Here is a 20,449-nt window from a genome sequence, read left to right as displayed (position 1 = left end):
GTTTCTGACTAAATTACATGATTTTTTTCGATTAAAATAGTTTGTGGAACATCTAGGTAATTTGATAAAAACAGGGTTTGTTTTTTGCAGGAATTGTAATTTTTAGAATGCCATTTTACGATAACTACAGGTTTTTTGTTAAAACCTTGTTTTACTCTATGGTGTAGCGTGTTTAATTATTAGTAAATAATGCCGTTTGTTTTATACTTTTTCTTTTTAACTGTATTTTTACTGTTATAATTAGCTATTAAAAGGAAGGATTGGATTCACTTACCCAAATTGTTTTAGGCGCTGCAGTAGGAGAGGCTGCTTTAGGAAAGAAAATAGGCAATAAAGCCTTGCTTTATGGCGCTATTGGTGGCACAATTCCAGATCTTGATGTGTTACTTGGTTTCTTTACAGATACTATTACTACTGTAGAGCTACACCGCGGGTTTAGTCATTCTATAGTGTTTTGCGTTCTTATGTCTCCTATTTTAGGATGGCTTGTTAATAGCATAGAACGTAAACATCATCTTGGTTGGCAACCTTGGGCTAAACTTTTCTTTTGGTGTTTACTTACCCACCCGTTGTTAGATGCTTTCACCACCTGGGGCACGCAACTGTTCTGGCCCTTTAAAATAAAACTGGCGTTTAACGCTATTTTTGTAATAGACCCTTTGTATACTGTGCCGTTTCTTACGTGTTGTATTGCTGTTTTGTTTTGTAAACGCAATTCTAAACTAAGAAGGCGATTAAATACAATTGGTTTAACACTATCTACAAGTTATCTTTTAGTAGCCCTTGTTTTAAAGTTTGTTGCGCATAAAAAGATTGAAAACGAACTGAGAGATCAAGGCATTGCATACACTGCAATAAGCACACGTCCGGCGCCATTAAATACTGTTTTATGGAATGCTAATATTGATACCAAAGAGGATTACCTCATTACAGATTACTCCTTTTTTGATACCCAACCTCTAACTTTTACAAAATACCCAAAGGGTCGCGCATCCTCAGACTCCTTAACCAATTATCCAAATGTACAACGGCTTATAGCCATTTCTGAAGGTTGGTATATCATTGAACAAAAAGATGGCGAATGGTATTTTAATGATTTACGTTTTGGATTAATACCCAAGAAAGATGGTTCTTCGTTTTTTACATTTTCTTATCAACTTAAAGAGAAAGATGGCTCTATTGAAGCTACCGAAGTTCCAAAAACAGGACGTGATGCAACATTTTTAATGAATATATTATGGGAACGCATTAAGGGAAACTAGCTCCAATAAACATTAATGCAGAGTCACATTTTTTTCATTATCTCGTAACTATATCGAAATATTTGTAACACCATTTCCTGTTATTGGTACATAAAATTATTTGTGTTCATTCATAAACTTAAGAACCTCTGTAGCAAATCTATTGGGTTCACTAAATAGAGGTGCATGACCCGACCTATCGAATATGAGTAAATCTTTAGATTCGGAACCTATAGATTCAAAAGCAATTTGAGCTGATGCTAGGGGTACTATCATATCATATTGTCCAGATATAAATAGTGATGGTATGGTTATTTCCGAAAGTTGATGTGTATAATCTAATGTTTGAAACAACCCCTGATCATCAATTATAGTTCCTATTTGATAGGTATTCCAGGATTTAGTAAATAGATTATATGCAAAAAATGTATTAACCCCTTCGGTTCCTTCGTCATCAAAATCTATAAAACCATCGTCATGCAAGGTGCGCTCCACTTCAAAAGCCTTTATATTTAGTTTTCTATTATCATCAAAATTAATTACAGGATCTACTTTAGAAACAAGTTCTAAAACAGATTCCCAAAAATCAATACTATTACCTAATGCTATTTGAGTGTTAGCTGTACTCGTAAAAGTCTCTATATATTGATTGTATAATAGCGCTGGACTGTATGCCCCATCTAAACCTATCCATCCAATAAAGTCAGTTTGATCTTTTAAGAGGGTAGCTGTTCCTAATGCGCCGCCCCAACTGTGTCCGATTAAATAGAAACGAGAATCGCTTCCAAATTTATGTTTTATAACTTTTACCAATGCTAATACATCTTCGGCCATAAGGTCTATGCTTACGTCATCTTTAGAGTATTGTCCTTGAGCGTTACCCGATCCTCGTTGATCAAAATATACAACGCCGTACTGTTGTTCAATTTGGTTAAATGCTTCACCTGAAAAACCCAAACCAATATCGCCGGGGCCACCGTGTAATGTTATTAGAAACACCTTTTCACTGGCATTTCCTTTTACATATGCAGGCATATCTGCGTTTTTATGGCGTACAAAAATAGTTTCGTCTAAGTCATTAATATCAAAATCGGTAGAGCACGCCATTACAAGACATAGGTTAATTGTAACACATGTTATCTTTAAAACTGATTTACAGAACTGTTTCATTGGTTTTTGTTTTTAAAATTAAATCGGTAACCGTATTGCAAAGAAAAGTTGGGTAGTACGCCGGTATTGTAAGGCATTCTTAGGGTGTAGTTAAAATTAAGATACCATCCCGAACGTCTTTTTTCCTTCCGTTGTCTTCCTATCCCTATAGCCATTGAAGGCGCATAATAATGGCGTCCTGGAAATTTAACTTTAGACACATTATCGCCTTTTACCTCAAAGGTTTCTTTCAGAAAAGAGCGGTAATACCCCAAAGGATTTACTTCTATATGAAACTGCCTCCTTTTAGGATTTGTTCTTCGCCATATAAGGCCATAATAGGTATGTAAACCATTATCGGTTTTGTTAGCAAAATTAGTGGCATAGCCTAAACTCCCATTAAATAAAAATTGGTGCACTATGATTTTTTGCCCTTTCTTTTTTGCTTTAACAACTACCTTTTCTTTCCAGAGATATTCTATACCTGAATTGAGTCCGTTGTCCCATAAAAGATTACCATAATAGCCTACTTTAAATTCGGCTTTATTTAAAAATGAGTGCTCATTTGTCTGGTTTTGAGCATGAATACTTATGGTGCATATGAGTATAAGAATTACGCAGTACTTTTTCATCTTTACGACTATTTTACTGAAGTGATTCTATACCAAATGCCTCACTAAAGCCTCGTTCTATAAACCTCTCAAAAGGTTGGTCGTGACCACCATTGCCAGAAAGTATGTTGGCGTTTTTAGACTCTAAAAAGGCAACTTCAGCATCTGTAAGACTACCAACAGCTTCATCAGTTTTGCCGTAGATGTAGGTTAGGTTAGATAAACGCGCTATAGGATTAAATTCTTGGGTATATCTATTCTTTATAATTCCTGCAAATAATCTTGCTTCATTTCTATTAAAAGTGCTATTAAAAGGTTCCGGAGCTACTATTGGCGTTACACCATTTTCAAACTCTGCGTTTCTACCATCGGCTAACCCTTGCCAAAAGACATCATTAATATCTAATCTGCCAGAAATAATCAAAAAGTTATCGGCCACGTCTATGCCTTTTTTCGCAATTAATTCTTGGGTAATAAATGCTCCAAATGAAGCACCTACAACGTATACCGTTCTACCTTCATCTTTAAAATATTTAATGGTTTTATACAGCATTTCTACACTTTCGGCATTAAAACCAACGGCATCGTTTAATGTCATTTCATCTCCAAATAAGAGGTTAGCATTCTTAGTTTGCACTTGATGCACAGTTACCGTTAAAATACCAGTAGTATTAAAAGTTTCAGTCAACCAATCTAAAGTACTTTCATCAAGTTCTGATGCTGGACCTCCTTGCACATTTATTAAAACTGTTGGTGCTTTTTTGTCTCCTTTGTAAAATATTAGGTCTTTAATTTCTTGGGCTATGTCATCGGCTATTACGGGAGCCTTTTCGCCATCATCGTTAGAACATGAGAATGTTATAAAGGCGAACATTACAGCGAGTATGGTACTGCTGTTAAAATAAAATAGTTGTGATTTGGTGATTTTTAAGATCGTTTTTTTCATGATATATAAATTTTAGGCAAAGAAATAGGAGGAAAGCATCTTTAAAACAAGTAATTTGACAAGCGTTGCATACTAGTTGATGAACGTCATAATGGATTTATTACAAATAAATAATGTGTTTCTTTGTACAAAAACCACCAATGATCAAAACCAAATCCATAAAGAAAATAGTACTGCATCTATTGTTCTGGGTTATAAATTATTGGTTGTTTGCCTTTGTTGTCCATTCAGATTGGAACGGGTTTAATAATGTTTCTCAAACTCATAATACTTTAGCCTATGCCTATACCTATGGCATTCTAACTAATATCTTTCTGTTTTATGTACAGGTCTTTTGGTTGGTGCCAAAAATGTATATGAATGATAAAAGAGTACTATTTTATGTGTTGTCGTTTTCTTTATGCGTAGTAGTTTCTCTAATTGAAACTTATTTTGATTATATGCTGTATGATATATTTGAAATCTATGATACAGATGAATTTGAGGATAACTTTAGTATTACTGTTTTTGTAAACCTATTCTACAGTGTCGCTGGTTTTTATTATATCTTAAGACAAGCACACAAAACATCAGAAAAGGAAAAACAACTCCTCATACAAGAATCTTTTAAAGCAGAATTAAAATATCTAAGGGCACAGTTAAACCCTCACTTTTTATTTAACGGCATTAACAATGTCTACCATTTAATTGGTAAAGACGATGCTCTGGCTAAAGACACATTGCTTCAGTTTTCAGAGCTGTTGCGCTATCAGTTGTATGAAAGCGGAAAACAGATTTTATTGGAGAAAGAATTAGACTTTGTATTACAATATATTAAACTAGAAAAAACGCGTAAAGGATCGGATATTCAGTTAACGTATACCATAGATTTTGAAAGCACTACAAAAAAAATAGTACCCTTATTACTAATACCGTTTATAGAAAATGCGTTTAAACATTGTAGTAACATGAGCAATAATTTGGATAACGTTATAAACATACACATTAAAGAAGTAGGAGGTAAGCTTTCGCTAAAATGCACAAATACTTATGACGATGTTAGTGGTAAGCATATTGCAGGAGGCATAGGATTAATAAATGTAAAAAGACGCTTGTCTTTGGTGTATCCAGATAAACATGAATTAGATATTCGTAAGGCACACCCAAATTTTATAGTGGATCTGACCATAGATTTATAAAGCACTAGCATGAAACAACTAAATTGTTTAATTATAGATGATGAGCCTGTAGCAAGAGAAGGTATTAACGATTATTGTAAAGAAGTGCCATTTCTAAACGTTGTGGCCTTATGTAAAAATGTATTACAAGCAAATCATCATCTCGCAACAAATGACATCGATTTGATTTTTTTAGATATCAATATGCCCATACTTTCGGGTATAGATTGGTTAAAAGGTTTAAAAAAATCACCTTCAGTAATAATGACAACGGCCTACAAAGAGTACGCGTTAGAAAGCTTTACATTTAACGTTTTAGACTATTTAGTAAAACCCATTTCATTTAAACGCTTTTTACAGGCGGTAAATAAGGTTCATAGCTATTATGACCAGAATAATGACAACAACATACTCTTTTTAAAAAGTGAACGTCAACTTAAAAAGATAAACATAAATGATATACTTTATGCAGAAGCCATGCAAAATTATATTAAAGTGGTAACAACGAAAGAGAGCATAATTACCCAAATATCCTTAAAGAGTTTTAAAAACCAATTACCCGAAAACAGCTTTATTCAAACGCATAAATCTTATATAGTATCTAAGTATAAAGTAGATAGAATTGTAGATAACCAAATTATAATAGGTGATACTTGCATTCCTATAAGTGTGCGTTTAAAGAAGTTTGTTTTGGACAAATTTTAAGCGCAAGGATGAAGTTCAAAAGTGTCCTATACTGAATAAGCTTCACTTTTAAAAAACACTTAAGCGCTTTCTAACTTATCAAAGACCATTATCTTGTACATTGCGCTTACAGGAATCTTATTATTTTCAATAAACAAAAAGGTTTTAGTAGCTTTTGTCACCCTTTTTAAATTAACGATGTACGATTTATGTGTACGCTGAAAATTGCTGGGTAACACGGTTGTAATGTTCGTTAAAGTTTCAGTTATCAAATACATACGAGATTCGGTAAAAATCTTTAAATAGTTACCAAAACTTTGAATGTATAGCATTGAATTAAATGCAATATTTACAGGGAGGCCATCATGTTTTATTTGCAGTTCTCCCTTTCCTGTATCATGTTCGGGAGTGCTTGCTTTTGAAGTCACCACCTTGTTAACGGCTTTTAAAAAACGCTCAAGTTTTATCGGTTTTAACAAATAATCTACCACACCATAGTCATAACTCTCTAGGGCATATTCAGAATAAGCTGTGGTTAAAATTACTTTTGGAGGATTTATCAGAGATCTTAAAATTTCAATCCCATTAAGTTCTGGCATTTCAATATCTAGAAAGATTAAATCAACGTCTTGTTGCTGAATAAAATTGATAAACTCAAGCGGATTCCCTGTGCATATTACGATACTAAAACTCTCAATTTTAGAACAATACTCCTCTAACACCTTACGTGCTAAAGGCTCATCATCTATTATTCCAATTTTAATCATAAGTGTTTATACGGTTAAATCAATAGTTAAATTTACACAGTATTCTTTTACGCTCTCATCAATTTCTAGAGTATGCGTAGTAGGATAAAGTAAATTTAAACGTCTTTTTACATTAGTTAGTCCTGTTCCTGTTCTATTCTGTTGACCTACTTTTACGGGCTTAGAATTTAATACTTGTAAATGCAGCCTTTTATTGTCTATTGTAGCAGAAACATCTATTGAACTCGGTTTGTTTGTACTTTGGGCTCCATGTTTTATGGCATTCTCAACGAAGGGAATAAGGAGCATTGGCGCAATTTTTAAACTCTGAGCTTCACCCTTAATTATAAAGTCAATTGTACAACGTTTACCCAGTCTTTTATCTTCAAGCAACAGATAGTTTTCTATAAACTGCAACTCTTCTTTAAGTAAAACACTATCTTTTTTTGCACTCTCTAATTGGTAACGCATTAATTCGGAAAGCTGCATTACAACATCGGGTGTTTCGGGCGATTGTTCTCTAGACAGCGCATAAATACTGTTTAGAGAATTAAATAAAAAATGAGGATTTACCTGTTCTTTTAAATAATTAAGTTCCAATTCCTTTTGTAACTTTTCTTTCTCATTGTTTTTTTTCTGAATATGCATACTTCTTCTTAAAAAGAAGACTGCCATTCCAGCTCCGGTTGTATAAATAAGAAAAAAGAACATTTTAGAAAGCCCATGGCCGCCACTTACAACGCTTCTTATATAGGCGCCAATAAAGATGCAGGCAAAAAGCAATACGCCATATAAAACGTACCTTTTCTTATCTAAAATAAAAGGAATAAGAACAAAGTGATTTAACCAAATGATTGTCATGATAAAAAGTGAGTACTTAAACCCATGAAAGAGGTAAGGGAAATTAGGATTAAGTTTATCTTTTATGGTCCATACGCTTAAGGTCTCCAATATAAAAACCAGCAAAAATGCACTTACATTGATAAGAATGCTATTATTTAGGTTCCTTTTTATCATAAATTTCTATAAAAAAGTTAAAGATACCATCTATACTTACAAGTTGCTATAATTTATTACCAAAGCCTTATATCAATGACAACTTAGGTTCATCATTAAATTATCCTGCTTGTCCTATTCCTAGTTTTAGATAGAGATTATAAGATACTTTTAGTCAACAAAAACTATTTTAATTATGGCCACTAAGCTAAAAATGAAAAACTATGTAAACCTATGCATTTCAGCAGTAGTTCTAGTACTAATATATGCATGTAAAACAGAGAAAGACCACCCAAAAAAGAAAGATGATGTAAAGCAAGACAGCTTGTATTTTGGATATAAACCTCCAGGGCTAATTCCAGAACCTTTTGTACCCAAGACAAGCAGTACTGTAGATTGGACATTAGGTAATCCGGATGCTCTAGATATGCAAGAGTTTTATTTTACCTATTCCGGAACCAATCCTTTTGAACCTGCTGTTATAGTTTATAAACAAGGTGCAAATTCATACAGAACTAACAAGTACAAATTCCAGTCTAGAGGCTCTAAAAACGACACTATATTGTATTCAAGGCAAAACTATATTGAACGCACCGCTACGGGTTGGTCTAAAATGAAAAGTCTCGGTGCTATGTTCAATAGGAACGATTGGGGCATTATGGTATTGTCGGTTTCCGATAAGGGCACTATAGTTTTTGACGATTATAAAAACAATGATGTCATACGCATGTCTAGAATTGTTGATGGTAAACGAGAAGCACCAAAACTACTAGGAAAGCAGATTAATTCTGGTAAATGGACAGCGCACCCTTTTATAGCACCAGATGAGTCCTTCTTAATTTGGGGAAGCGAGCGAGACGATGGCTATGGAAGATCCGACAATTACATTAGTTTTAAACAGCGAGATGGTTCTTGGGGACCAGCTATTAATATGGGCGATAAAATAAATTCCAAATTGGTAGAAAATGGCGCAAAGCTAACGCCAGATGGGAAATATTTGCTCTTTTCGAGATCGGAAGAAAAATCTAGAGACGATGGCAGCACTTATTGGGTTTCCTATAAATATTGGGTAGATGCCAAAATCATTGACACATTAAGACCAAAAGCCTAAAGCATGTAGAGCAGCCCGAATAAACAAAAAAACATCCATCAAATAAACATATTCTTACATTATTTTGTAGCTTTATAATCTCCTAATACACTGATTAATACTATAACGTGTTGTGCGTTTTGGGTAACAATTAAATTAAGATGTCAGTTCCAGTAATGTTGAGGCACGAAAAATTGTATCGAGAACGCATTTACAAGGTAATGTTTATTAAAACAAGAATACATGTATAGAATTCTTTCACTAGATGGAGGTGGCAGTTGGGCTGTTATACAATTGCTAACACTTAAAGACCGCTACGGAAACCTAAATGGTCATGAGATCCTTAAAAAATTTGATTTAGTCATTGCCAATTCGGGAGGTAGCATTGTTTTAGCGGCTTTGGCAGAAAATTGGACTTTAAATGAAGCGTTAACGCTCTTTCAAGATAAAAGCATAAGAGAACGTATATTTAGTAAAAACTCGTTTAGAGATCGTTTTTTTCCTGTGGATTATTTGCGTTTTTTTGGACTTCCTTTTGGACCAAAATATAGCTCAAAACGAAAACGGGAAAGTTTTGAATCTTTATTTAAGGAAGTAGATAAAAAGCAAATGCATGAACTGCCTGCTTATATTGGCAAAGACACACTTAAAATTGCAGTATGTACCTATGATGCTTTAAATAATAGAGCCAAATTCTTTAAATCTTATGGTGAAGATGCAGAAGATTATGATTCCGTACGTTTAACCCAAGCTATTCATGGTTCTTCTAATGCACCGGTTCAATATTTTGATTTCCCTGCTCGATTTAAGGCTAAGCAAAGTGAGATTTTCTATGAGTTATGGGATGGGGCTTTAGGTGGTTTTAATAATCCGGTGTTGGCGGGTATAATAGAAGCCTTTAAACTTGGGGTAAATCTGGAAGAACTACAGATTGTGTCTTTGGGCACAAGCAATAGCCTAATGTCTAATGAGGACAAAGAAAACTTCTGGAAATGGAAACAAATAGCAGTAAGGCAAAGACGAAATAAGTTCAATTTTAAAGCCTTTGGGCCACAAGCAAAATTTTTTAAGGAGACGGTTTTAAATCAGGCTAAAACTATTTTGTATCAACCGCCAGACACTGCCAATTACATGTCCATGATATTCATGAAGGCCATTTCTTACAAGGCATTAAATGACCATATTATTCGTTTATCACCTTTAATTCATTACGATTCTAACACACCCAAGGAAGTGATAGAATTAATTAAAAGGCTGTATAAGTTAGATATGGATCTTACTACAGATGAAGACATTGCTGCTTTAGAAACCTGTTTTAAGTCTTGGAAAGATGGTGCCATGTATAACCAACCCATAGAATTTAAAGTAAAACGAAATAATGATTTACTATTCTTAAATGGCGATAAATGGTATCAAGATGGTATGGATAGATGGAAGGCTTGGGGGTTTTGAAGGTGAAAGTTAATTGTTCTATAATAAAATTGTATTTTTTTGAGTTACAAGGAATTTAGTATAATGTCTTACTATAATAACTTAAAATGAATTATAACGTTCTCGCGTGGAGCCTGTTCTGAACTTGATTCGGGATAACTTGAGCTTTGGATAAAAGCGAAAATTATCACCCTGTTTCTTTAAAAATTTCACTCCAAAAGTTTCTTTATGATGTTAATAGAATAGTTCGAACTATGAACAGCATTGACTTAAGCATAAGAGAGGAGAGTATTAATTATGTGTATGGAGTGGGATTATTCTGTTTAAAAACTAATCAATTTCGGTACTCTGTAGAATATTACGTGTTAAAATATTGTATATTTGAGTACCTAATTTTATCCATAAAAAATATTGAATAATCATAAAATCTACGACTATAAGTTACTATGGCAAATTAAACAAAGAATAAAGAATATTAAGCTGAAAATTAATATTCTAAAATTCAAAGCCAAGAAAAAATATTTACTAGAAAAAGAGAGGCTATCCGTTAGAAAAGTTTTTTTGTTAGAAATAGCAAAAAATGTAATTGTTGCTCTTTTTTTCGTGTTACTGCTCTATTTAATAGAATTCTTTTCTCAAAACGTTTATAATGCACATTTTCAGAGTTTCCCCAATTGGTTAAAATCAATAACTAATAGTTTACCTAAACCAAGTTATCCAAAAAGTTTAGACTCTGTAAATGGATTTATTTCTTTAATAGCTAGCATTTCTGGCGTTTTATTGGCACTATTTTATCCAATATTGGCAACTATTGCTAGTTCAGGATATTCAAAAGTGAATTCTAGTATTAGGAACTTATTGTTTTTAGAGCCAATAACTCAAAATTATCTAAGAAGATTAGCATTTTTAACAGCATATTCTGTTTGTGTATTATTATTCATAACCTTTGGATACTACCCTGGGAACTTGGTCTTAATAACCTTAGCTCTCCTAAGCCTTATTAGCTTATTTAATCTTTTAAAAATTGGAGCAGGGGTATATAATCTTTTTGAGCCAAATACTCTAGCCCAAATTGCGAATAAACAGATTGTTGGAAATATTAAAAATGTCACTATAAACAGTGCTTATTGGGATAATCCTAGTTTTCAGAGTTTCTTTAGAAGGAATGTAGAAAAAGATTTAGAGATACTAAGGTTGTTAAATGTTATCGGTATTGAAGGCTTTCCGATAAACAAAAAATCTTTTCTGAATACAGTTTCGCAAACATTAAAACTCTTAGAGTTCTACCTTAGTTTTAAGAGCAACATACCCATAAAAAGTAAATGGTTTAAGAATAAATCAGAACATAAATCCTATTTTGAGGCTGACCTTAGAGACAGAGAATTATCAATAAATACTAGAACATATCCCTTTCCAAAAGAAGTTTCAAATACATTTTGGTTTGAGGAACAAATATTCAAAATCTACAGAGATATAGGTGAAAAAGTCACTTTGCTTGATGACCAAGAAATCAAATACGAGTATTTATACAAATCAGTTAATGTATTGCAATATTTTGGCTACTCTTTTGAATATAGTTTAGCTGAACGATTATTAAAGGAAAATTTTTTAATCACCAAAAACTCTTTAGTACATAACGAAAAGAATACATATGAAAATTCAAAAGCAAATTTAGTATTAATAGAATCATTTATTTCTTCAAGTATTCGGGACTATCAAATCAGGTTTTTTCAAGCATCAGAAAATCTAACCAAGACAGTTTTTAATAATGAAATTTCTAAAATTGATTGGAATAAAAAATCTTCTTTATATAAAATAAGTTTACCGTATCAGCTAAATGTCTTTTTTGAAAAATATTTTACTTATGTAAAAAATGAAAAAGCCGTTGAAGGTAAACAAATTACTCCTACTTGGTATATTACTCAACACATCACAGCCGAGTATTTGATATTGTTAGAAAGAAATTTTAAAAATACAATTCAACAAATAAAGACTTTTGCAATTCCTCTTGTGGAACTCTGTAGAAGTAACAACAATCATTTATCGGCATCATTTGCAGCTCATTGCACGTTAGAATTAATTGACAGGATAAAATTTAGAATTCCAAGGATTAATAGTGTAATACAAGAATTTGAGTCCAACAACTTACATAAAGGGGCTTTTAAATGGACTAGTTTAGATATTGAAGAAGCTAATACAGAGTTAAAAAGTATAAATGACAAATTAGTTGCGGGTATTTCAGAAGACATGCAGAAAATATTTCACTTAAAATGGGATGAAAATTACCCTGATATTTTCGCTAGGTCATTTGCTATAATTTCAAATGATATTAATGACTCATATATCAACAATGATTTAGATAAATTCAAAAGCATTTTCTCGAGTTTTCTTAAAAGCTCTCTCGCATCTTTCTACGCTTTATACTATCAAAGATATAAGGATAGATACCATCACGATTTAGAAGTGATATATCAAATTCATATTGAGTTAATGCAATTGTCTGGCTTAGGTTATGTCTATTCCGAAATTTCAGGGATACCTTTTTGGGAAGAAATAATTAATAGTTGGAATGAAACTAAAATTGATAAAGCACAAATTGATTTAATGATGGCATCTTACAGCTTTTACATTAACGAAAAACATGGTACAGGTTTAAACTTTACAGATAACTTTAGCAGAACTAAAAAACTTTCACAAATACTTGTAGATAGAGGTATCGACGTAAACAATTACGAAAACACTATTATAAGAAGGTATATAACAGATAGAATACACACAGATAAAAATTATGAAGAGCTTTTTTTAGAACTATATCTATTTACTTTCATAGAAGCTAAAGAGAGTGTTTCAAAATTAAGCTCTGGTAGAAGGTCAGTATTATTTGATATTAATCGCATTTATGGAAGAGAAGTATAAAAAAGGGCAAATATCTCTAGATTTTGATGTCCCAATAAGTGATTATTTCCATAGACACAACTCTTCTATGTTTATGGAAGATTTATCCATGTCTAGGTATAGAATAAAAGAAGATTTTTTATCTATTTCTATAGAATCAGAAAATCAAGATGAAATAGCTGATTTCTTGTCAAATCAAGTAACAACGTTTAAGTATAGAAATCGATGGCGAAACAGATTGGATTTGAATGAAGAATTATTAGAATTATTAGAAACGATATCCGATAAACTAGTTAATGAAGGTAATTGTGTTATTGAAAAGATTTTTGATGAAAATGGGAGTTTAACGAGATTGAAAGTCATTAGAGGCGAAGTAAAAATTGGAAATAAAAAAGTGATTCAGGTAATACCTAAAAATATCGCCAAAGAATTGAAATCAAAAACGAAAATTTCAATTCCAAAATCTAAGTGTTTTATTCTTGAGTTTCCAAAAGAGATTTGTTCAATTAAAGACTATAAAAACATTTTAGACCAAATGTTGAAAATAGATTCTAAAGACCCCATGTTCTCAGTTTTAAATCCATCTAACCTAAGTAAAACAAAAGGTTACGACGCAATGAAGCATAGAGAAAACTTAGATATAATTCTAAGAAGGTTAACAAGAAAAATATCTTGGCACCATAGAGAACAATACTCTTCAGGTGATAAATTCTCGTATTATTATTCAACCTTGAGAAGTTTAAAATTTAAAAGAACGAAGCTTCAAATGTTGAATAATATTTTTGAATTTATTGAGCAAATAGTTAACGAATTATTTCCCGAGGCTAATTTGAAAATAGCTTATGAAAAGACCATTGGTGATATTGATAGGATAATTGAAAATTATAAAAAGGGTGAATTTCCACACGAATTACATATGCAAATAATTAGAGAGTATTTGTAAAACAAGCTCTTGCTAGGTGTAATTTCGCTGAAATCAGTTAAACGAATTACTTTATCAAACTACGTGCTTTATAGCTTTTACAACTTCTTAATATCCCATTTAGTTAAACCAGTTATTTCTTTAATAGTATCGATATCGTAGTTTTTAGAAAGCATTTTCTTAGCAATTTCAATTTTAACAGCATGCTCTTTTTCGGTTTTTACGCGCCAATCTTCAAATTCTTTCTTTCGTTTATCAATGATTTCATATGCTCCAGATTTTTGTAGTTCGGCTATAATACCATTATCAGTAAAGCTTGTATACTTTTCTTCAGAGATAATTAAATGGTCAATAACCTCTATATTAATGAGTTTTCCAACTTTTAATATTTTATCGGTAAAGTTCTTGTCGGTTTTTGAAGGTTCAATATTACCACTCGGGTGATTATGTACAAGAATCATTTTTACAGCTAACTTGTAAATACCCATTCTAAAGATATCTGGCGGATTTGCATTTACACGGTTAACAGCTCCAAGACCTATGAGCTCAACAAACAAAATCTTGTTCTTATTGTCTAAGCCAACTACCCAAAAATGCTCTTGATTACGTCTTATTTTATTCTCACGAAGTAATACCTGTTGCATTACTTTATAAATATCGGAAGAGTTTAGTATTTGGATTTTTTGTTCTTTGGATAATCTTACATTCATAACGTAAATATACAAATCAAGGTCAGAAATTAATGTATCAGGACGAAAAGATATTTTACCTTAGTCCAAACAAATAATATCATAATGAAGAATCTCTTGTTTATTGTCTTTTTAAGTATTTTCTTTTCATCTTATTCTCAAACCTTTGTTGATGATGTAGATAGGGTAGCGGTGGTAGTAATTGATTACTGTGTTGATAATAATGGAAAACGTTACGATATAAAAATTAACCAAGAAAAAAGTAACTATAAACATGAGGGATGGCAATTAGGTTGTCTGGAACACTTCAAAAATGCAAAATTGATTTATCCAATGAAAATGACAAATGAATGTTGGCAATCCGTGTATTACTTCGTCAATTCTAAATATAAGACTCATGAATTACCTGCTGAGGAACGTTTGAAATGTAAAGATTTCCACTTTGGGAAATATAAATATGAGAGTCCGGCTTATAGCGAAACTATAATAAATAGAAGAAAGCATCGGCAAATAGAAAAAGGTGGTTCAGGCGGTAGACAAGTCTATAAAATAAAATGGACCGAAAATCATAAATATGAACTAGAAACTATTAAAATGCCTTTAGAAAAAGATAAACACAAAGAAGGTAATCTTATTTCTGTTGAAATTATAGAAATTCTAAATGATAAAACATATTTATATAAAGCTCAAATCACAAAAGAAGATACAAATATTGTATTTGGGTTGATTACAAAATTGTAAGGCGTAATTCTATTTTATATAATAAAAGCACTTAGATAAATCATTGACACAATTAACTTGACATAATTACTATCGATATAAGTCTGCTGCAATTATGTCAAATATCACGAAAAGCGCTATTTCGTTAATTGTTATAAATGTTCTATAATGTTCTCGCGTTATGTAACTTTGCTTTGGTAAAAAGCTTTTATCAGAACTAATCTTCTTTAATTTTTTTCTTCCTAAAAGTTTCTTTTAAAATGTAATGGAATACTCTTTGCCCGAAGCGACGATAGGAGTGAAGTGGTAATGTGTATGGAATGGGATTATATGCCTATTTGTCAGAAGCTTGCAGTTTATTCTGATATATTCTGTCAGATTTCTTAAAATAATTATTTGGTACAGCTATTGACATGGTTATGTACAATATAATCATAAGAACATATGAGCAAATATTACAAAATCACTTTTCTATTTACAGGATTATTAATACTGTTTTATAAGCCTATAAAAGAACTATATGATGATATAATAATTAACCCTATTTTAAGTAAAATAGAATCCAATATAGCAATAGATTTAATTTTTATTATTACTGTATTTTTTATTATTAGAAAGATTTATTTGAATTTTATAAATAGAAGTTACATCTCTAAACATCAATGGTTATTTAGTATTATAGTTATTTCTTTCTATTGTTACATTCGTTTTTATCAAAATTACGATTTCTTCGGATTTACTTTTTTTAATTCTTTTAAATACTTTGATGTATTATTATTCTATTTTTTAATTTCTCCATTAAATTCAATTTTATCTGCTTTTTATAAAAAGAAAATAATAATAGAAAATACAGACCATCTTTTCGATGATTCCCCTATAAAGTCAGAAAACGAAGATGCCCTTGATAGAAATTATAAAGCTCAACGTATATCGGATGAAATTTTTCAATCGAAAACAAATGAAGCGATTGGATTCGGAATAACAGGAGAGTGGGGAAGTGGAAAAACATCATTCCTAAATCTACTTAAAAGAGAAATCGACAATAAAAATTCAGAAAAAGACTTTATTATCATAGACTTTAATCCTTGGCTTAATTTAGGTGTTGAATCTATTATTCAAGATTTCTTTGACACTATTCAACAATCTTTAAGACCATATAGTGAGGATGTATATCGCGAAATTAAGGAGTATTCAAACTCGTTATTGAATATTAGTAAATCTAATGTAGCAGATAGTTTAAAAGATATTTTAGGCTTTAGTCTAAAAAAGAATATTTCATCTGATTTTAAATCTCTAAACTCCCTTTTAAAAAGTCTTAATAAGAGGATAATAATATTTATTGATGATTTTGACAGGCTTCAAAGTAATGAAATCTTTGAAATTTTAAAACTCATTAGAAATACTGCTGGTTTTGATAACTTTGTTTATGTTGTTGCCTTTGATAAGACGTATCTTAATGAGTCTTTAAAGAATTTAAATATCCCAAATCCTAAAAGCTTTTCAGAGAAAATATTCTTAAAAGAGGAGCATTTAATTCCTGTTACTCAATCCCAAATCAAAGAGTTTATTAAGGCTACATTAATTTCAAAAATAGAGAGTAAAAAAGAAGAAATTGAATCTTATTTCGGGGATAATTATTCAATTTTTAGAACAGAAAGCAATGATATTCCACTGAATCATTTACGAGACGCTAAAAGGTTTTTGAATTCTTTTGTTAATGATTATTTACAGATAAAAGATGAAGTTATTTTCGAAGATTTCTTTTTACTTAAGCTATTAAAATTCAAGTTCTATGATATTTATATTTTATTGTTTTTACATAAAGACAAGTTTTTAAATAATAGAGGACAATATTATGGCAATGGAGGTTCTCGTTATCACTTGAAAAATAGATATGAAAACGATAATAATTCAAATTTTAGGATAAGATTTAGGGAATATAAAAACTCTACACTTGGCAAATTTATGCTTGACCAACTAAATTATAATGAGGAAAATGTCTTAAAGGTTGGAAAAATAATGAATACGTTGTTTGAAATAAATGATTATCAAAGAAGAAATCATTTATCAATAGTTTTCGAAAAAAATTATCATAAATACTTCAAGGATAATTTGAAAATTGAGGACTTATCGGAAGTTGAATTTAATACGGCTTTAAGCTCTGATTTTGAAACCATCAAAAGTAAATTAGAAGAATGGAAAAATAAGAAAGTACTTGATTTAGTAAAATATCGTTTTTATGAATTAAATCTAGATGAGATAGACTCAAAAGAAGAATATGAGAAAATTGTAAAAGCTATATTTTATTTTTCGAATATAGAAGTTACAAGTTCTTTCTATGGATTTCATTTCATAGGTTATGATAATACTACTTTACAAAACTTTCTATCTAACAGAGATAATAAAGTAAGTGACAAGTTTTATAATAATACTCAAGAATTTAAAAATTTTATTTTATCAATTTTAAATAATTCTAAATCTCCATACTTGTTTGAGTCGGATTTTCTAAATCATGTTATTGATGGTAATTTTAATGCAGAAGATTTTATTTTATCAGAGGACGAAATAAAAGAATTATTAACTAAGTATTTAAGAGATTATCTAAATAGCTCAGATGAATTGTCAAATAAAGTTTGGGTATTATTCCATAATTGTAAAACAATTACAAGAGAATTAAACGCGCAACATCAAAGAGTTGACATATATAATTATTTTGATGGTGTTCAGGAATTGTTAATTGATTTCATGAAGAAAGATTTAGATAATTTCTTGCTAACTTTTATTGAAGGTATGCCATTTAGAGGAAGTAGTCAATATGATAATTTAGTTGGTGTTTCACACGGAATTAAAAATAATATTTTCGGAAGTTTTGACGCTTTTGAAGATTGGTTAAATGATATAAATGAAAATGATTTAGCAAAACCAACTTTATTTAAAGAAGAATTTTTAGAATTTTTTGTAAAGTGTAAGGGAGTAAATTTCAATAAAGTTGATTTTGAATTCAAATTCCAACCTGCAATTGATAAGTTAAAGTTACTTGAACGATAAAACTTTAAACAATGTTAATATCTAAAGAAATTGATAAGTTAAGATTGTCATTTATAGATTACCTCTAATCAAGATGTTTAATGACCCCAGTACTGCAGTTTATTGTGCTTTCAAGACTTTCTGGGATATTTTACATAATATGGAATTATAGCTTACAAATGGCATAACAACAAGGTATAATCGAAATATGATATTTGCACTATAATTTATATTATGTAAAATAGAATATTTTACAACTTTTATATATCCTCCCCATAACGGCTTAATTATGTTAAAAATATAATAAACGCCACGTATTTCTTTTACAGAATTAAAAAAGCAAGTATTTTAGCACGCCTTAAATTAAAGTCACCCATGAAACCCAAAGCAAAACCTAAAACAGAGAAAAAATCTCGTTTAAGTTTACTTCATCAGTATTACAGTTATACTGGTTTTTACAGTTTTGTTGGTAAAAGTGTTCTAAAAGCTTTACCATACATAATTGCTGTTGTGGTGGCTATTTTTGTGGTAAATCGTTTCTTTAATCTTAATGAAGCTTTAACCAGAGTTACTGAAACTCTTCCGGTTTACGGTGTTTTAATTTTCTTTTTTGTTTCAGAAACCTTACTTGGTTTAGTACCGCCAGAACTATTTATAGCTTGGGCTGGTAAATTAAATCAACCCTGGGTATACTTGGGTATTTTGGCGTTCTTGTCTTATTTCGGCGGTTTATTAACCTATTATATTGGTGTTTTTATTACTAAAATACCGCGTGTACACCGCTATTTAGAAGAAAAAATGCAAAAACAGCTAAAGAATTCTAAAAAATGGGGTGGTTTTTTAATTGTAGTTGGGGCACTGTTACCACTACCCTTTTCAATTTCCTGTTTAGCTGCGGGTATTATTAATTTTCCATTTAAAGGCGTAGTTGCTTACGGAAGTTTACGCTTGTTACGCTTTGTTATTTACGGCTTAGTCATTTTTAATGTGGTTTAACTGGTTTTAAAAACCTTAGTAATCCACTAGAACATCAATTTTAAGGGGTATGTAATACTTTACCAGTATAAGAAATAAAAGTTCTTTGGTTACTCGTAATTGAAATCGTTGTCTTTAAACTAGGAAATATATTTAATCTGATCTGAAACGCTTCAGAGTCTTTACTTATTTCAAAATAATAGTCGTGCGTTCCTTTTTTCGAATTAAAGGAATGTTCAAAAACACTTGGATCTCCATTAAAGGCTATACCTACGTTTTCCGTATTATACCCGCCTCCCATTTGCCGTTCTCCGTAGTAAGGTAAGTCTGCAGACAAGGTTTTTCCAATAATCTTAAAATAATTAGTATTACCCATTAAACTTATATTTCCGGAGTTATTACCTAATGGCAGCAACCCCGTATTAGCAATTAAGGTGGCGTTTTGCGGGTTGGCAAAATTAGACTCTATAGTGATAGTATCCATTTTCACAACAGCATTTACCTCCTCTAAATCCTCTGGATTAATAACGCGCGCTCCAGTTTTACAGTTTAAAAACGTAAGACCAAGCACCAATACAATTACAACTTTTATTTTCATGATTTCTATTGTTTTTCATTAAAACAATTAACATTGAAAGCTTACCAATACACAAAGAAGTCGTGGTGTTATTTACTTCAAATACACGCTTTTAACTCCTTTTTGTTCTTACATAAATTTAAGAAAAAAAGCTGTTATTACATAATAACAGCTTTTCAAACCAAAATTACTCTAATTTAAAGCGGTCTGTTACAACCATTCTCTAAAAAAGTCCATCATCTCTTCCTTAAGCTCATAATGCATTCTAATATAAGTTCGCATATCGTCTTTGAGCGTGTTTTGTTCATTTTGCAGTCTACCATCTATATTTTCATTATAGTCTGCATTATTTATGTTAGCCATTTTGTTTCTACAACGGTGCATTAACTTAGAAATGGCATCTTTTTCTATCATTATCCTGTTCTGAAAGTTTTCTAAAGGAATTGTTGCTTTTTTTCCAAATTCCCTACCTGCAATTTCTTCTAGTTTTTCTTCAAACGTATCCATTTCGTTAAAATGAAAACGTAACTCTCTTTTCCAGGTTTCTAGATTAAACCTTAAATCACTTAAATAATTAGCTTTTACTATCATGA

At 31.1% G+C, this 20,449-nt stretch carries 18 protein-coding genes; 10 read left to right on the top strand and 8 right to left on the bottom strand.

Features of this window, described 5'->3' with window-relative positions:
- Nucleotides 1–260 precede the first annotated feature (260 nt).
- Nucleotides 261–1,262 carry a metal-dependent hydrolase gene (locus tag FUA24_RS20590; RefSeq protein ID WP_148544933.1) on the top strand — a complete coding sequence of 334 codons (1,002 nt, stop codon included), beginning with the start codon at nt 261–263 and terminating at the stop codon, nt 1,260–1,262.
- A gap of 96 nt (nt 1,263–1,358) precedes the next feature.
- Here FUA24_RS20590 and FUA24_RS20585 read toward each other — a convergent pair whose 3' ends face one another.
- The 3 genes from FUA24_RS20585 to FUA24_RS20575 are packed head-to-tail and all read right to left on the bottom strand — an operon-like array spanning nt 1,359 to nt 3,947.
- Nucleotides 1,359–2,411 (bottom strand): alpha/beta fold hydrolase, encoded by a 1,053-nt coding sequence (locus FUA24_RS20585; RefSeq protein WP_148544932.1) that lies wholly within the window; start codon nt 2,409–2,411, stop codon nt 1,359–1,361.
- Nucleotides 2,408–3,022, bottom strand: coding sequence for a hypothetical protein (locus FUA24_RS20580; RefSeq protein WP_148544931.1), 615 nt, complete (start codon nt 3,020–3,022; stop codon nt 2,408–2,410). Before FUA24_RS20580 ends, FUA24_RS20585 begins: the two co-directional genes overlap by 4 nt.
- Before the next feature lie 13 nt (nt 3,023–3,035).
- Nucleotides 3,036–3,947 carry a hypothetical protein gene (locus FUA24_RS20575; protein WP_148544930.1) on the bottom strand — a complete coding sequence of 304 codons (912 nt, stop codon included), beginning with the start codon at nt 3,945–3,947 and terminating at the stop codon, nt 3,036–3,038.
- Between the two features lie 140 nt (nt 3,948–4,087).
- Here FUA24_RS20575 and FUA24_RS20570 point away from each other — a divergent pair, with 140 nt between their 5' ends.
- Together FUA24_RS20570 and FUA24_RS20565 are read left to right on the top strand one after the other, a co-directional pair.
- Complete coding sequence (locus FUA24_RS20570; RefSeq protein WP_187388345.1) at nt 4,088–5,125, top strand: sensor histidine kinase; 1,038 nt, start codon at nt 4,088–4,090, stop codon at nt 5,123–5,125.
- A 9-nt stretch (nt 5,126–5,134) separates the two neighbouring features.
- The gene (locus FUA24_RS20565) at nt 5,135–5,809 is read left to right on the top strand and encodes a LytR/AlgR family response regulator transcription factor (RefSeq protein WP_148544928.1); all 675 of its coding nucleotides are present in this window, start codon (nt 5,135–5,137) and stop codon (nt 5,807–5,809) included.
- A gap of 59 nt (nt 5,810–5,868) precedes the next feature.
- Here FUA24_RS20565 and FUA24_RS20560 read toward each other — a convergent pair whose 3' ends face one another.
- Nucleotides 5,869–6,555 (bottom strand): LytR/AlgR family response regulator transcription factor, encoded by a 687-nt coding sequence (locus FUA24_RS20560; protein WP_148544927.1) that lies wholly within the window; start codon nt 6,553–6,555, stop codon nt 5,869–5,871.
- A 6-nt stretch (nt 6,556–6,561) separates the two neighbouring features.
- The gene (locus FUA24_RS20555; RefSeq protein ID WP_187388344.1) at nt 6,562–7,395 is read right to left on the bottom strand and encodes a sensor histidine kinase; all 834 of its coding nucleotides are present in this window, start codon (nt 7,393–7,395) and stop codon (nt 6,562–6,564) included.
- A 331-nt stretch (nt 7,396–7,726) separates the two neighbouring features.
- Here FUA24_RS20555 and FUA24_RS20550 point away from each other — a divergent pair, with 331 nt between their 5' ends.
- The 4 genes from FUA24_RS20550 to FUA24_RS20535 all read left to right on the top strand — a co-directional run bounded on the left by FUA24_RS20550 (nt 7,727) and on the right by FUA24_RS20535 (nt 13,889).
- Nucleotides 7,727–8,641 carry a hypothetical protein gene (locus FUA24_RS20550; protein ID WP_222861378.1) on the top strand — a complete coding sequence of 305 codons (915 nt, stop codon included), beginning with the start codon at nt 7,727–7,729 and terminating at the stop codon, nt 8,639–8,641.
- A gap of 222 nt (nt 8,642–8,863) precedes the next feature.
- Complete coding sequence (locus FUA24_RS20545) at nt 8,864–10,072, top strand: patatin-like phospholipase family protein (RefSeq protein WP_148544925.1); 1,209 nt, start codon at nt 8,864–8,866, stop codon at nt 10,070–10,072.
- A gap of 540 nt (nt 10,073–10,612) precedes the next feature.
- A complete protein-coding gene (locus tag FUA24_RS20540) occupies nt 10,613–12,967 on the top strand; it encodes a hypothetical protein (RefSeq protein ID WP_187388342.1) in 2,355 nt (784 codons plus the stop codon).
- On the top strand, nt 12,951–13,889 hold the full coding sequence (locus tag FUA24_RS20535) for a hypothetical protein (protein ID WP_148544923.1): 939 nt from the start codon (nt 12,951–12,953) through the stop codon (nt 13,887–13,889). Before FUA24_RS20540 ends, FUA24_RS20535 begins: the two co-directional genes overlap by 17 nt.
- 77 nt (nt 13,890–13,966) lie before the next feature.
- Here FUA24_RS20535 and FUA24_RS20530 read toward each other — a convergent pair whose 3' ends face one another.
- Nucleotides 13,967–14,578: a JAB domain-containing protein gene (locus tag FUA24_RS20530; RefSeq protein ID WP_148544922.1), complete on the bottom strand. Its 612-nt coding sequence runs from the start codon at nt 14,576–14,578 to the stop codon at nt 13,967–13,969.
- Between the two features lie 84 nt (nt 14,579–14,662).
- On the opposite strand from FUA24_RS20530, the gene FUA24_RS20525 reads away from it, so the two are divergent.
- From FUA24_RS20525 to FUA24_RS20515, 3 genes are all read left to right on the top strand, one after another.
- Nucleotides 14,663–15,298: a hypothetical protein gene (locus FUA24_RS20525; protein ID WP_148544921.1), complete on the top strand. Its 636-nt coding sequence runs from the start codon at nt 14,663–14,665 to the stop codon at nt 15,296–15,298.
- A 423-nt stretch (nt 15,299–15,721) separates the two neighbouring features.
- Nucleotides 15,722–18,325, top strand: a complete 2,604-nt coding sequence (locus FUA24_RS20520) for a KAP family P-loop NTPase fold protein (RefSeq protein WP_148544920.1) — start codon at nt 15,722–15,724, stop codon at nt 18,323–18,325.
- A 354-nt stretch (nt 18,326–18,679) separates the two neighbouring features.
- Nucleotides 18,680–19,300, top strand: coding sequence for a YqaA family protein (locus tag FUA24_RS20515; protein ID WP_148544919.1), 621 nt, complete (start codon nt 18,680–18,682; stop codon nt 19,298–19,300).
- A 40-nt stretch (nt 19,301–19,340) separates the two neighbouring features.
- Here the strand turns inward: FUA24_RS20515 and FUA24_RS20510 are convergent, their stop codons facing one another.
- Nucleotides 19,341–19,877 (bottom strand): DUF4251 domain-containing protein, encoded by a 537-nt coding sequence (locus tag FUA24_RS20510; RefSeq protein WP_148544918.1) that lies wholly within the window; start codon nt 19,875–19,877, stop codon nt 19,341–19,343.
- Between the two features lie 189 nt (nt 19,878–20,066).
- A complete protein-coding gene (locus tag FUA24_RS20505) occupies nt 20,067–20,447 on the bottom strand; it encodes a hypothetical protein (protein WP_148544917.1) in 381 nt (126 codons plus the stop codon).
- Between the last annotated feature and the right edge of the window lie 2 nt (nt 20,448–20,449).

The organism is Seonamhaeicola marinus (genome assembly GCF_008085455.1).
This window is presented reverse-complemented; position numbering and strand designations above follow the sequence as displayed.